The sequence below is a fragment of the Serratia sp. CY52157 genome, assembly GCF_052168495.1.
GTDB lineage: Bacteria > Pseudomonadota > Gammaproteobacteria > Enterobacterales > Enterobacteriaceae > Serratia > Serratia ureilytica.
On sequence record NZ_JBJNMO010000005.1, the window covers coordinates 278,923 to 292,018 of the forward strand.

The window sequence follows — 13,096 nt, forward strand, 5'->3', positions numbered from 1 at the left end:
CTCAACTCCGGCTCAGGCAGTCCAGCGCCACCGCTTTGAAGCTGTCGAAGCTGTCACTGCCCAGCAGGCGGCTCATTGAGCGTTCACGCACGAAGGTGACGAACAGCTCGTAGATCGCCATCGCCTCTTCATAGTCGCTCTTGCTGATCGCCAGCAGGAAAATCACGTGCGCGACCTCGCCCTCGCCCCAGGCGACGCCCTGCGGCGCCAGCAGCGTCACCACCACGGTCTTTTTCGCCAGCAGCCCCAGCGAGTGCGGCAGCGCGATGCCTTCGCCCAGCAGCGTGGAGACGATCGCCTCGCGTTCGACCACCGACGGATAAAAGTCCGCGCCGACGTACCCTTCCCGCTCCAGCTGGCCGCACACCCGGCTGAACAGCTCCGCCTGCGTCAGCGGCTCGTTGAGCACCATGAAATGTTCGGCGTCGAAGAACTTCTCCAGCATGTACGGTCTGGTGCGATCCACCAGCACCAGTTTGCCCAGTTGCTCCAGCTGATAATCGGTCGGGAACGGCGACATCACCACCACCGGCTTGTTCTTCTCGCCGATGCGGGCGTTGGAAATCACGAAGTCTTCGTCGATGTGCGCGAGCATCTCGTAATCGCGCAGCGAGACGATGCGCGTCATCACCAGCTGCGGGTACTTGCGCGCAATCTGCGCCTGGATCATCCGCACCGTCGAGTTGCCGGTGTCGCACACCAGCATCACCTGCGGGTGGCGTTCATAACCGATGTTGTAATGTCGCTCCAGCCCCACGCCGATATGCAGCACCAGATAACCGATTTCGTTCTCGCTCAGCGTATAAGGCGTGTACTTGCCCCAGCTGGAGACCGCCGCCAGCGTCACGTCGTAAGCCATCGGATAGTGCTGCTTGATGTTGGCCAACAGCGGATTGGGGATGTTGATCTGGTATTTCACCCGCGTAATCATGGTCTTGATATGGGTAAGCAGATCGGCCCGCAGCTGCTCGTCGCCCTGCAGGTTGTAGTTATAGTGTGCGTTGATGTAGGAAAGAATGTAGTCCACCAGCGCTTCTTCATCGTCGGCGTTGATTTCTGTCGGCTGCACGTCTTGCACGCGGCGCGCGGCGATATTGACCCGCAGATAGGCCTCTTCGGCCATCGAGATCTCTTTGCCGGAGGCCGCACGCAGCTCCGCCGCCAGGCGGGTCGACACCTGGCGCACCGCCTCGTCGCCGTCCTCCACCTCGAAGTCCGACAGCGGATAGCCATCGTTGATGCGCCGCAGCGCCACCGCGCAGTAGAAAATCAGGTACTGCTCGCCCTCGTCGGTCAGGCGAATGGCGTATTGCGACAGCAGCGGGTGCAGCAAGCCGGCGAACGCCGCCACCTGCGGCTGCAGCAGGATCTCGTTGTTGAGCAGCGGGTTCTCGGCGTCGGCCAGCTGCAGTTGGAACAGCAGGTCGGTCAGGCAGGCGCGGATCGCCATCTCCGCGCCGAACAGCTTCATGCCGTAACGCGGCTTGGTTTCGATCGTCAATTGATAGTGCGCCAGACGCTCTCTCACCTCAGCCATGTCGTTTTGCAGCGTGCCGCGGCTGACAAACCACTCGTCAGCCAGATCTTCCAGTTTGAGGGAGAAGGCTGAGGTCAAAAAACGCACCAGCAGATAATGCACCCGCTCCTGCGCGCTGCGCGGGGTGGCGTGTTTGCGGCGCTCCTGATGCTGCAGGGCGCTGAACAGCGCAGCATTATCGACCTGCAAACGATAGCCGGCCCCGCGGCTATGCACGAAGCGCGCGCCGTATTTGTCCAGGATCTCGTTCAGCGCGGTGATATCCGCCCGCACCGTGCGGGTAGACACGGCGAAACGCTTCGCCAGCTCATCCTGCGGCAAAGTCTCGGTTTGCAAAGCATCGAACAAGTAAGCCAAACGCGGGTAAGGAAATCGCACCATTCTGTGTCCGTCAATCAGGCAACCCGCCCGGTGAACCGGGCGGGCCACGGGTTACTTCGGCGGCGGCAGGAACGCCATTTGCGAGGGGCTGCCGATCGGCAGATAGCCGCCCACAAAGCTGAGTTTGCCGTCCGTCGGGTTGACGCTGAAGCGGGTGACGTTATCGCTGCGCTGGTTCAACGCATACAGATAGCGGCCATCCGGGCTCAGCGCCAGCGAACGCGGATAATCGCCGCGGGTCCAGGTTTCCGCCACCGGTTTCAACTCACCGCCGGCGCCTACGCTGAACTGGGCAATGCTGTTATGCAGCCGGTTGGCGACGTACAGCGTGTCGCCGTTCTTGCTGAGCGCCAGCCCCGAAGCGAAGCTGGTGCCCTGATAGTCGGCGGGCAGCGCGGAAACCGCATGCAGTTGTTTCAGAGTACCTTTTTGGCGATCAAAACGGTAGCTGGTCAACGTCGAGGCCTCTTCGTTCACCAGCAGCACGGTTTCGCCGTCCGGATGGAACACAAAGTGACGCGGCCCCGCGCCGGCGGAAGAGGCGGCGATCCACGGCGGATCGTTCGGCGTCAGCCGGCCGCTCGCGGCGTCAAAGCGCCATTGGTAGATGCGATCCAACCCCAGATCGGTGGAGAACACGAACTTGCCGCTCGGATCGCTGGCGATCATATGGGCATGCGGGCCGTTGTGATCGCTGATGGCGAAGCTGCCGTTCACCGCCGCCGCCGGTTTGGCCGCGCCCGCCGGGCCCTGTTGCTGCTGCACCGAGCTGGCGGCGCCCAGGCTGCCGTCCGCTTCAATCGGGAAGACCGCCACGCTGCCGCTGACGTAGTTCGCCACCAGCAGATGCCGCCCGTCCGGCGTCGAGGTGAGATACACCGGCCCCGCCCCCTGCGAATCCACCTGGTTGAGCTGCGTCAGTGCGCCATCGGCCGGATTGATCCGGTAGGCGGTGATGCCGCCGTGCTTGCCGCCGTTGAAATCGGCCACTTCGCTGGCGACATACAGCGTTTTGCCGTCGACTCCCAGCGTCAGCTGCGCCGGATTCGGCACGTTGCTGACCAGCGTAACCTGGCTCAACGCGCCGCTGGCCGGATCGACCCGCACTCGGTAAACGCCTTCGCCGTTGGGATTGTAGGTGCCGATATAGGCAAAATGAGATGACGTGGAGTTCATTGCATCCTCAGCATGCAGCGCCGGGCCGGTCACGGCCAGCAGCGCTATAAACAACGCGGTGCGTCGGGTTGGAGCCTGCCAGTTTCGCATAGTAGTCCTCAATATATACCCGTCATCTTTCAAGCCGCAGCGTTGTTGGCTGCGCAGTTACTCGGCCCATCCATGGGCCTCACCCCTTCGGGGCCGCTGCAAGCAGCGTTTAAATCTGCTCCCGGCAGATTTTTCACCCCAGTCACTTACTTCAGTAAGCTCCTGGGGCTCCTGCGCTTGCCGCCTAGCTGCAACTTGAAAGCTATAGGCTATAGGTAACGGCGCGGCATGCCGCGCCACGGGAAAACCTTCGCCTCCCAGCGTTTACCTCATCCCATTACGCGTTCAACCCACCAGCTTTTTGGTCATCGCCAGCAGGGCTTTCACGTCCTGCGGACGCGTATCGCCGCTGGTGGCGTCGATGATCGAGCTGTAGATATGCGGGATCACGCGTTTCACGCCGGCCGCCAGCGCGATCTCGACGATCGGCTCAAAGTTCTCCAGATCGATACCGCCGGTCGGCTCCAGCATGAAGTCATGCTCGGCGCAGGCCTTGGCTACGTACTGGTACTCGTCCTTGCACTTCAGGCCACCCATCGGGAAATACTTGATGGAGCTGCCGCCCATGTCTTTCAGCAGGGCGATGGCGGTTTCCACCGGCACGATGCCATCCGGCGCCGCGGCGCTCAATGGGCCGGTAGAGATCTTCACCCAACCGACGCGGCCGGTCGGCGACACCAGGCCGTTGACCACGCTGTCGTTCTGGCCCAGCAGCGCGCGGCTGGCGCCGACGCCGGTGAACACCTGGTTAACGTGCTGCGGCTGCACCTGCTGAGCGATCAGGCTGACCATCGCCGACTGCTTCGGATCGCCGGCACCCAGGCCGACCGAGAGCGCGTTTTCAATCAGGCGCGCATAGCGCAGCATGTCGGTCACCGCGCTGTCGACGTCCGGGTAGTTCTTGGAGAGCACGCCCACCAGCACATGGCCTTCCGCCGCGGCGTAGATGTCCTGCGCGTTGGCTTTGGAGCCGGCCAGCACGTTCAGGCAGACGCGGTCGCGATAGTAGTTAGGCTGCAGCTTCATGCTTGTTTCTCCGTAAACAGATTTTTGATACAGGTAAAGACGGTCATCAGTTGCCGCTCGTCGACGCTGCGCACGTCGACCTCAATCTTGCCCTCGTTGGCCTTGTAGCCGCGGAAGTAGATGGCGATATCGCCGGTTTTCAGCGCCTGGACGATGTCATAAGTCGACCGCCCCAGCACCGCTTCGTCAAAGGCGATCTCGGCGCGGGCGATATCGCGGCCGGCGCTGTCCCAGACGGTCCTGGCGCTGACGCCGGTCAGGGTGTTGAGGCTGTCGAGGAACGGCGTCATCCGCTCCACCATCTGTTGCCCGGTGGTTTTCTCAAGCGTCAGATAGCTTTCAATCGCCTGGGTCAGGCCGAGGATGCCCTCTTTGCCGACCTTCATCGCCCGGCCGATGCCGCCGGATTGCAACTTCACCCACTCGACGTACTGTTTCTTGCCGATCACGAGACCGCTGGTCGGCCCCTCGATGGCTTTGGCGCCGCTGTAAATCACCAGATCGGCCCCCATCTGGTAATAACACATCAGATCTTCTTCCGCCGCGGCGTCGACGATCAGCGGCAGGTTATGTTTGCGCGCCACCACCGCCGCCTGCTCGACGGATAGAATGCTTTTCTGCACGCAGTGGTGCGATTTGACGTACAGGATCGCCGCAGTCTGCGGCGTGATGCAGGCTTCAATCTGCTCCGGCGAACATTCGTTGGCGTACCCCGCCTCCACCACCTTGCCGCCGCCCAGCGCCACCATGGTGTCCACCGGCGCGCCGAAGTTGACGTTGTGACCGCGCGGCAGCACGATCTCGCGCGGCACGGCGATCGGCGCCGAATGCAGGTTCACCAGCAGATTGGCGTTATCTTTAACGATCACCGCCGCCACCGACTGGGCGATGCCCGCCGAGGCGCAGGAGACGATCACCGCATCTTCCACGTTGAGCAGATCGGCGATGTAGGCGCCGGTCTTGTTGACCAGATCCTTGATTTCGAAATAGTGGTTCAGGCCGTAATCAACGGCGTCGATCACGTCCTGGCGCGGCGTGGAAACGCCGAGAATGGTCATGCGGCCGGAGGTGTTGATCACCTGCTTCAAACCGTATTTTTCATAAATCGAAGACATGGCTTGCCTCCCCTTGTTCGGTTAATAGGATTTCCCCGGCCACCACCGCGGCCAGCGGCACCAGCAGCCGTTCGCCCTCGGCGGTTTGCCCTTCGGCGTCGGCGAATACCTGCGGTTCGCAGCGCAGCTCAAACAGCGTGAAATCGGCGTCATAGCCCGGCTCCAGCCGCCCTTTGCCGCTCAGCTGCAGGGCCGACGCGGCGTTCTCCGTCACGCAGGCGATCACCTGCGGCAGCGTCAGGCCGACGCTGAAGAATTTGGACATCACCGTCGCCAGGCTGTGCACCGGCCCGTTCATGCGGTTGCGGCAGTAAATATCGGAGCTGATGGTGTGCGGCAAAATGCCCAGTTTGATTGCCTGGCGCGCCACCTCGAAGCTGAAGCTGGCGGTGCCGTGCCCTACGTCGAGCAATACGCCGCGCCGCAGCGCGCGCTGGATAGACTCGCGCAGCGTGCCCGCCGGCGTCAGAATGCGGTTCGGTTTGCCGTTGTAGCAGTGGGTGATAATGTCGCCACGGGTCAGCAGATCGGCGATGTCGTCCAGATCCGGCGGGTTATTACCGATATGCACCATCAGCGGCAGCTGGCGGTTTTCCTGCTGGATCTCTTTGGCCAACACCAGCGGCCGGGTGCCGTTCTTGCCCACCACGCTGCTGCTCATGCGCGCCTTGATGCCGATGATAAAGCCGGGGTGGTTGGCGATGGCCTGGCCGGCCTCGCGCTTGTCGATGTCCGTCAACTCCGCCAGCTCGTTCTGCCGCAGCAGGCCGATGCGCGAGATATTGAGGAAGGCGAAAACGTTGGTTTTGGCGCTGCGCGTCAGCTGATAAAAGGCGTCGATATCGTCGGCACCGGCGCTGCCGGCATCGACCACGCTGGTGACGCCGCTGGCGACGCCGACCCGATCCGGCTCGTCATGGTAGATCGGCGATTCGGGATAGCAGTGCACGTGCGCATCGATCCAACCGGCACTCAGGCGGCAGTTGCCCGCCAGATCCAGCTGGCGAACGGCGCTGACGTCCGCCGCCAACCGCCCCACCGAGGCTATTTTGCCGTCTTTCACCGCCAGATCGATCAGCGTATCGTCCGCCAGTCTGGCGCCTCTGATTACTAAGTCATACATACCGCATTGCTCCTGTTAGCCCGGGCGCCGCCGCAGCATCGGGCGGCGCCTGGCGCAGGCCTCTTAAGAAATGGCTACCGGGAAGATCGCCCCCAGGATCATCGCGCCGAGGATCGCTCCGCCGGTGATCGGTTTACCCCAGATATAGAACAGCAGCGCGCCGAGCAACGAACCGATGCCGATCGGGATCGAGGCGGTCATCGCCGACAGGATGATCAACGGCCCGAGGAAGCGGCCCGAGGAGTTGCCCGCGCCCATCATCACGTCAGCCCCGTAGGTGGAGTTGCTCTGATTGATGGTGAATTTGCGCGCCAGAATGATCACATAACCGATCGCCAGGCCGATGATCAGGCCGGTAGCCAGCGAAGCGGCGAAGTTGGCGACCGGGAACACGATGCCGGCCCCCAAAAGCAGCGCCGGTACGCCCAGCCCGACGCCGGTCTGGATCGCGCCGCCAATGTCGAGGATGCCTACCAGCGAACCTTCGATGATGCGCGCGAACAGGAAGCTGGCGCCGAACGCCGCCACCGCGCCGTACACGCCGGTATCCATCCCCGCCCGCAGCATGGAGACGAAGGCCACTTCGTTAAAGGCGCCGATGCCGTACAGGTAGTACATGTGCGTCCCGGCGAACACGCCGGAGGACAGCAGGCCAACAAAAATCGGGAATGACCAGTCGGCGTACCAGAAGCCTTTTTGGGTTTGCTCTTCCATCATCCCGCTCCTTATTTACCGCTCAGGGTGTTGTGAATGGCGTCCAGCCAGCCCGGCACGCCGAGGCTGAAGGACTCGAGAACTTTCATGTCGAAGCCGCGGAAGAAGCCGCTCAGCACGAACAGCAGCACGATCACCGCCATCATGATCTTGGTGATTTTGTTCCAGCCGCTCTCTTCCACGCCTTTGCCGATCAGAATGCCCAGCACCAGGCCCGGTACGGCGTTGCCCATGATCAGCTGCGCCAGGCCGCCGAAAATGGTGCCCCAGAAGCCGGAACGGCGCCCGGCGTCGATCGCCGCCAGCCAGAAGATCACCGGCATCACGGTGTTCACCAGCAGGTTGGCCGCCGGCACCAGCACCTTGATCGCGGTGACCTGCAGCGCGGCAGGCACGGCGGAAGCGGTGGTATTGAGGAAGGCCACCACCAGCATGCCGATGATGCCGCAGGCGATGGCCATTTTTTTCGGATCGTGCAGCGTTTGCGCCAGATTGCGGTTCTTGACCATCAGGGCCGCCGCGCCCCAGTGCGGGATGATGCGGTGATCGACGTCCTGCGTGAAGGAGCCCGCCGCCACGGAAGACGCCCAGGCGTTGAAGAAGAAGCCCAGACCGAATGAGAAGTGGGAAGCCGGATCGCCCTCGCAGGAGTTCAGCTCGCCCAGGGTACGAAACGCCCCCATGCCCTGTGTTGTCGGCGCGTGGAACATGCGTGCGGCGCCGGCCCCTACGCCGACCCCCACCAGCCCACCGATAATAATCGATTTAAATAAGATGATTAAAAACATCAGTATACCCTTTCATTTATGCTAACGTTTTTATTTCGTGACGAAGACAACCTTCTCGGTATTGATAATGGTTACGTTCACGGTTATTTCCAGAGAAACGGCATAGCTCTTTCTTTCACGCGGCAAAAAGAAGAAAAGAAATTTCTCTTTTGTTATTTTCTCTTCCGCTTTCACCACGCTGACGTCCTGCGGCTCGATGCGCAGCAGAATATTGTTGGTGGACTTTAATACCGCGCCCTGCACATTAGCCAAGGCGGAAGCAAAAGCTTTCGCTTTGCTGTCGCCTTTACCCTCCACCTTTACCGATGTGGTATATTGCTCTTTCATTATGGGTTGCCATGTTTTTTGACGTAGGCTTCCACCAGTTTCTGGCCCAGCTCTTCTTTATCCATAAAGCCGAACCCCAGCACGTTGCAGCCTTCGTTAATTGCCGTCACGCCCTCTTCCACCGAACGCATGCCGTATTTGGCTTTGTAGCCGTATTTGGTTTGCGCGGTAATCGCGCCGGCGCCGCCGCTGCCGCAAAAAGAGATGCCCAGCTGCGCGTTTTCCGCTTTCATGACGTCGCCCAGCTTCATATCCGCCGCCACGCCGGGGATAACCACCGCTTTTCCGCCTGCGTTTTCAACGCCCTGGCCGACTTTTTGCCCTTTGCCCAAACGATCGCCGATCACTACGGTAATTTGACCCATGGTATATTCTCCTGATTGAAATCGATGCGTTAACCGCTATGCGTTATTATCTTTCGCCACTTCGAAGTGCACTGAAAGCAAATAGGCTTCTTCGATAGGCAATGTGCCAAACTGATCCACCACGCGCTCCGCCATTTGCATGGACTCGGCGGAAATTTCGTCGAACAGTGATTTATCCACCTCCGGCAACGGCTCACCGGTTATTGAGCGCAGCACCATGGCGCGAATATGCGATTCCAGCATCTGTTGCTGCACCGCATTGGTATAAATATTCTCAGCATTCAGCATCGCGGTAATATCCGCCAGCACCCGAGCGGTGATCTCACCGGCTTCGCTGATATCGGATTGTTCAATTTCTTTTATCGAAGCAGATCCATCATTCACTTTTCAGTACCCCTAGATCCCACATTAATCAGTAAGCCGTAAAGCGCATCACCTGAATAACCCGCTTTCTGTGATGTCTTTACCCTACCCCCGGTAAGATTTTCTGTGGAGACCGGTTTTTTCCAGTTCGAAGTGGAAATCGAATGACGCGCGGAGATCCATTTCGCAAAACGGCGTTAAGGCGAAAAAGTAAATGAGATAACAATTACATAACCCGGCTAACGGTTTTTTTTGCCTCGATTGACGATAAAAGCCTTCGTGATCGGGATCTCTTTCTTTTCTCGCCCCAACCGCCTACTATCAATGGGACAAATCGACATTACCCACACCCCCGCTCCTCTGGCGCGGGGGTGTTGCTTTGTGTTGTTTTTCCGAATTTATGGGTGCACAGACTGGCGCCCTTTGATTTGACTGGAGAGTGGAATGACCAAACCCATCATTACTATTAATGAGCTGGATGCGGAACGCCTGGATGCGCTATTGGAACAACCGGCCTTTGCCAACACCGACGTCGCCGCCGCGCTGAACGACGAATTGGATCGCGCGGAAATCCTGCCGCCGGAGAAAATGCCGGCCAACGTGGTGACCATGAACAGCCGCGTGCGTTTTCGCGATCTGCACACCGATGAAGAGCACGTGCGCACGCTGGTTTACCCGGCCTCGCTGAAAGACAGCCACGATCAGCTGTCGGTGATGGCGCCGCTGGGCGCAGCGCTGCTCGGCATGCACGTCGGCAAGCAGATCTCCTGGCAATTGCCGAACGGTGAAGAAGCGCGGATTGAAGTGCTGGAATTGCTGTACCAGCCGGAAGCGGCGGGCGAATACCACCGTTAAGCGGTTCTCAGGGCGGCATCCGGCCGCCCTTTCTGTTTCAGAGGCAGATAGCGATCAGCACGGCGATCAGCAGCAGCACGTAGATTTTGGCATGCAGCGCATCGCTCACCTTCGGCAAACAGCGCCTGGCAAACACGATCCCCGCAATCCCCGCCACCACCAGCAGCCCCAAAATGTTCAGATTGACGTAGCCCAGATACTGCGGCCCGCTCATCTCGCGCCACCCCAACACGATATACATCAGCGCCCCGATCACCGCCACCGGGATCGACAGCGGGTTGGCGGCGCTGACGCAATACTTCATGTCATAGCCATGGCGGCGCAGCAGCGGCACGGTCATCACGCTGCCGCCCACCCCCAGCAGCGTGGCAATGCCGCCGATCAGCGGCCCGCCGCCCCACAGCGTGGCAGGGGAAAGTTCAGCGCGCGCCGGTTTGGTCAGGAACCCCCGGCGGAACAGACAGTCGGCGATGGTCACCGCCATATAGGCCACGAACAGCACGCGGATCACGCCGTCCGCCAGCAGCGAGGAGGCAAACGCGCCCAGCGCCGCGCCGATGCCGATGAAAAAGATCAGCGGCACGATGGTTTCCCGCAGCAGGTTGCCGCTGCGCCAGTTGGTCAGGGTGGCGTACCCCGCGTTGAGGATCATCACCGCCGTCGAGGTCGCCACCGCAATATGCATCGCCTGGCCGGGCTGCTCGCCTGAGGCGGAGATCAAATGGTAAACGAAAGGCACCACCACAAAGCCGCCGCCGAAGCCGAACAGAATGGTGGTGATGCCGGTCAGAAAACCGGCACCCAGAACGATTAACATTTCAATCATGGCCGTGCGCCCGCACGAAGTCGTCGAACCCGGCGCAGAACTGCCCCGCCAGCGGGTGGAAACGATCGCCGACGAACAGCCCCAGATACTGCTCGCGCACGGCGTCGTGATCCACCAGCTCAATGCCCGCCTGTTCCGCCTGCGCCAGCGTCTGCGCATCCGGGAAGCCCCAATAGCGCGAATCGCCCTGCTTTTCCGCCGCTATCGCTTCGCTCCGTTCCGCCCGCATCAGCTGGCGCGCCAGGAAGGTGCCGCTCTGCACGCCCAGCAACATCATGTTTTCCAGGAACGACAGGTCGTGGCGCAGCTCGGCGGGCAGGCGGGCGAGCACCGGGCCGGCATCCCAATGTTCGTCCATTTCATGCAGCGTCACCGCACAGTCCTTGTCACCGTTCATCATCGCGCGGAACAGCGTCATCACCCCGCGATAGCGCGGCAAGTCGCCCGGATGCAGGTTCCACAGCAGCTTGCCGCGCCGGCTGAAGGCGCGCACATAGTCGGCGGAAAATTTCTGATAACAGCGCAAAGAAATCACCCCGTCCATATGACCCAGGCTGCTGATAAACGCGGCGTCATTGATGTCGAGAATGCGATGCGCTTTGACCCCGGCGGCGGCCAGGAACAGTGCCGGCGGCTGATAGGCGCCCTCACAGGCGGCGGCGTTGCGGCCAACGAACGGGAACACGAAATCGTTCAGCACCTCGCGCTCATACAGCCCCAGGCGGCGAACCGCCGGCTCTTGGGCGCGGCCGCCGCTTTTCGCCAGGGGGAAATACACCGTAAAAGCACACTCGCCTTTCAGGGCGGCGATCAGATCCTGACACACCAGCCAGGAGAAAATGTCGTTGCCGACAAAGAGCGCTACGTTTTTCATGCTTCAGCCTTCTTTGCGTTGAAAATAGGGTTGTTAAACACGATTTTGCTGATATCTCGCGTGATGGATTCCATCGCCGAGGTGTAAAAAAGGTCGCCCTTGGCGGGCGCACCGAGCGAGTAGAGATGCTGCTCGCGGCCGCGGCGATCGGCGATTTTCAGCGTGTGCGGGTTGCACTTCACGCCGCCGAACAGGTTCTCCTGCACCACCCCGTCTTGCAGCAGTTGATGGCTCAGGCGGTTGGGCGGCAGTTGATAGGAAGGCGTGGTGCAGTTGAACAGATACTGCGCATGCACCCGCGTCTCATGGCAACGAAGGATAAATCCGTCCGTCCCCTTGCTGATATCCGCCAGGCCACCGCAGGCGCGCAGGCGTTGGCTCTCCAACGCCGCCACGATCTTGTAGGCGTTCTTGATCGGCATGGCGTGCCGATTGCGCATCCAGGAGGAGTTGTAAAAGCGCATGAAGATCTGCCGGTTGTTGGCATCCATTTTGACCCAGGCGGCGCACACCGTCGGATGGATCGCCGCCAGGTAGCTGCAGATGTGCTCCCGGGCAAAGCGCGCCCGGTCGAGGCTGTCCGCCAGATCGCGGTAGCAATCGCGCCTTTCCCCCAGCGCCGAGAGCACCGTCAACCGTTCCGGCCCCGGATAGTGACGCGCCAGCGCGGCGTTGATCGCATGCACCAACTGATGCGCATCAATAAAATCGTTACCGGCGACAAAGCGCCGCAGCCCCTCAACAAACGCCTCCGGCGGCGGACGCATCAACGCCGGTTGCACGCTGGGGAACAGGCCCGAACGCGACAGGGCGCAGATATCGGTGGCCCCCAGGCGCTCCATCAGTTCAACGATGGCGTCGATCGCCGTCAGGCTGCAGCCGATCACGCCGATGGTTGAGTAAGGGTTGATCGGCGGCAGATCCCGGTGGGCCTGATAAGCGATCACCCCGTCCACCGGATAGAGACATTCCGGCGGGTTATGCCCAGAACACAGCACCAGCGCGTTCATCTGTTCGGCGGCGCCGCAGGCGGTGGTCAGCCGATAGCCTGCCTCGTGCGGCGCAATGGCATTCACTTCGGCGGTCACGAAATTCAGCGCCACGTTGCTGTCCGCCGCCATATACATCGTCATGTCGCGAATAAAATCGAGATATTCCCGATACAGCCAACGCGGCGGATAACGATCCTGGCAAAACTGCGGGAAATGCATGGCGATCCAATCGACGAAGTGCGCGTCGTCGAAAATATCCGCCGACATATTTTCTGGCGTCATATTTAATATATGGCTGTCAAAATCGCTGCTGTATGCCATACCGCCCTTGAAGCCCTGCTTGTCGAACACCGTCAGGGAAAGCGGCCTTTTGCAATGATTAACCGACTTATTTTTTATAAAGTTATACGCAAAAGAGATGCCGGCGGCTCCGCCGCCAATCACACCGAACTTATACATGAAATATCACCTTATAGTCATTGAACTGCGCTAAGAACTATTGCTTCAGGTGTTGGAATAAAATGACGATTTATTCCTTATTAAC

At 60.4% G+C, this 13,096-nt stretch carries 14 protein-coding genes; 1 reads left to right on the forward strand and 13 read right to left on the reverse strand.

What is annotated here, in order from left to right:
* Position 1 precedes the first annotated feature (1 nt).
* The 10 genes from ACJ8IP_RS17990 to ACJ8IP_RS18035 all read right to left on the reverse strand — a co-directional run bounded on the left by ACJ8IP_RS17990 (position 2) and on the right by ACJ8IP_RS18035 (position 9,005).
* The gene (locus tag ACJ8IP_RS17990) at positions 2-1,918 is read right to left on the reverse strand and encodes a BglG family transcription antiterminator (RefSeq protein WP_033644486.1); all 1,917 of its coding nucleotides are present in this window, start codon (positions 1,916-1,918) and stop codon (positions 2-4) included.
* Between the two features lie 51 nt (positions 1,919-1,969).
* On the reverse strand, positions 1,970-3,184 hold the full coding sequence (locus ACJ8IP_RS17995) for a lactonase family protein (protein WP_164106529.1): 1,215 nt from the start codon (positions 3,182-3,184) through the stop codon (positions 1,970-1,972).
* 285 nt (positions 3,185-3,469) lie between these two features.
* Positions 3,470-4,210, reverse strand: a complete 741-nt coding sequence (gene dagF / locus ACJ8IP_RS18000) for a 2-dehydro-3-deoxy-phosphogluconate aldolase (protein ID WP_033651249.1) — start codon at positions 4,208-4,210, stop codon at positions 3,470-3,472.
* Positions 4,207-5,325 (reverse strand): DgaE family pyridoxal phosphate-dependent ammonia lyase, encoded by a 1,119-nt coding sequence (locus ACJ8IP_RS18005; RefSeq protein WP_042785440.1) that lies wholly within the window; start codon positions 5,323-5,325, stop codon positions 4,207-4,209. The genes dagF and ACJ8IP_RS18005 overlap by 4 nt, the downstream gene beginning before the upstream one ends.
* Positions 5,309-6,448: an amidohydrolase/deacetylase family metallohydrolase gene (locus tag ACJ8IP_RS18010; protein WP_042785442.1), complete on the reverse strand. Its 1,140-nt coding sequence runs from the start codon at positions 6,446-6,448 to the stop codon at positions 5,309-5,311. Before ACJ8IP_RS18010 ends, ACJ8IP_RS18005 begins: the two co-directional genes overlap by 17 nt.
* Before the next feature lie 63 nt (positions 6,449-6,511).
* Positions 6,512-7,162, reverse strand: coding sequence for a DUF4310 family protein (locus ACJ8IP_RS18015; RefSeq protein WP_004937013.1), 651 nt, complete (start codon positions 7,160-7,162; stop codon positions 6,512-6,514).
* An 11-nt stretch (positions 7,163-7,173) separates the two neighbouring features.
* Complete coding sequence (locus tag ACJ8IP_RS18020) at positions 7,174-7,950, reverse strand: DUF4311 domain-containing protein (RefSeq protein WP_004937006.1); 777 nt, start codon at positions 7,948-7,950, stop codon at positions 7,174-7,176.
* A 30-nt stretch (positions 7,951-7,980) separates the two neighbouring features.
* Complete coding sequence (locus tag ACJ8IP_RS18025; protein ID WP_004937003.1) at positions 7,981-8,277, reverse strand: DUF4312 family protein; 297 nt, start codon at positions 8,275-8,277, stop codon at positions 7,981-7,983.
* Positions 8,277-8,642 carry a glycine-rich SFCGS family protein gene (locus ACJ8IP_RS18030; RefSeq protein ID WP_004937000.1) on the reverse strand — a complete coding sequence of 122 codons (366 nt, stop codon included), beginning with the start codon at positions 8,640-8,642 and terminating at the stop codon, positions 8,277-8,279. The genes ACJ8IP_RS18025 and ACJ8IP_RS18030 overlap by 1 nt, the downstream gene beginning before the upstream one ends.
* Positions 8,643-8,678: 36 nt before the next feature.
* Positions 8,679-9,005, reverse strand: a complete 327-nt coding sequence (locus ACJ8IP_RS18035; protein ID WP_089192640.1) for a glycine dehydrogenase — start codon at positions 9,003-9,005, stop codon at positions 8,679-8,681.
* Positions 9,006-9,449: 444 nt separating this feature from the next.
* On the opposite strand from ACJ8IP_RS18035, the gene rnk reads away from it, so the two are divergent.
* Positions 9,450-9,860: a nucleoside diphosphate kinase regulator gene (gene rnk, locus ACJ8IP_RS18040; protein ID WP_004936993.1), complete on the forward strand. Its 411-nt coding sequence runs from the start codon at positions 9,450-9,452 to the stop codon at positions 9,858-9,860.
* A gap of 37 nt (positions 9,861-9,897) precedes the next feature.
* Here the strand turns inward: rnk and ACJ8IP_RS18045 are convergent, their stop codons facing one another.
* Genes ACJ8IP_RS18045 through ACJ8IP_RS18055 form a run of 3 tightly spaced genes read right to left on the reverse strand, consistent with a single transcriptional unit; the run spans position 9,898 to position 13,011 of the window.
* Positions 9,898-10,686, reverse strand: coding sequence for a sulfite exporter TauE/SafE family protein (locus ACJ8IP_RS18045; RefSeq protein ID WP_033644477.1), 789 nt, complete (start codon positions 10,684-10,686; stop codon positions 9,898-9,900).
* Positions 10,679-11,560, reverse strand: coding sequence for a formyltransferase family protein (locus ACJ8IP_RS18050; RefSeq protein ID WP_164106536.1), 882 nt, complete (start codon positions 11,558-11,560; stop codon positions 10,679-10,681). Before ACJ8IP_RS18050 ends, ACJ8IP_RS18045 begins: the two co-directional genes overlap by 8 nt.
* Positions 11,557-13,011 carry an FAD/NAD(P)-binding protein gene (locus ACJ8IP_RS18055; RefSeq protein ID WP_164106538.1) on the reverse strand — a complete coding sequence of 485 codons (1,455 nt, stop codon included), beginning with the start codon at positions 13,009-13,011 and terminating at the stop codon, positions 11,557-11,559. Before ACJ8IP_RS18055 ends, ACJ8IP_RS18050 begins: the two co-directional genes overlap by 4 nt.
* Positions 13,012-13,096 lie beyond the last annotated feature (85 nt).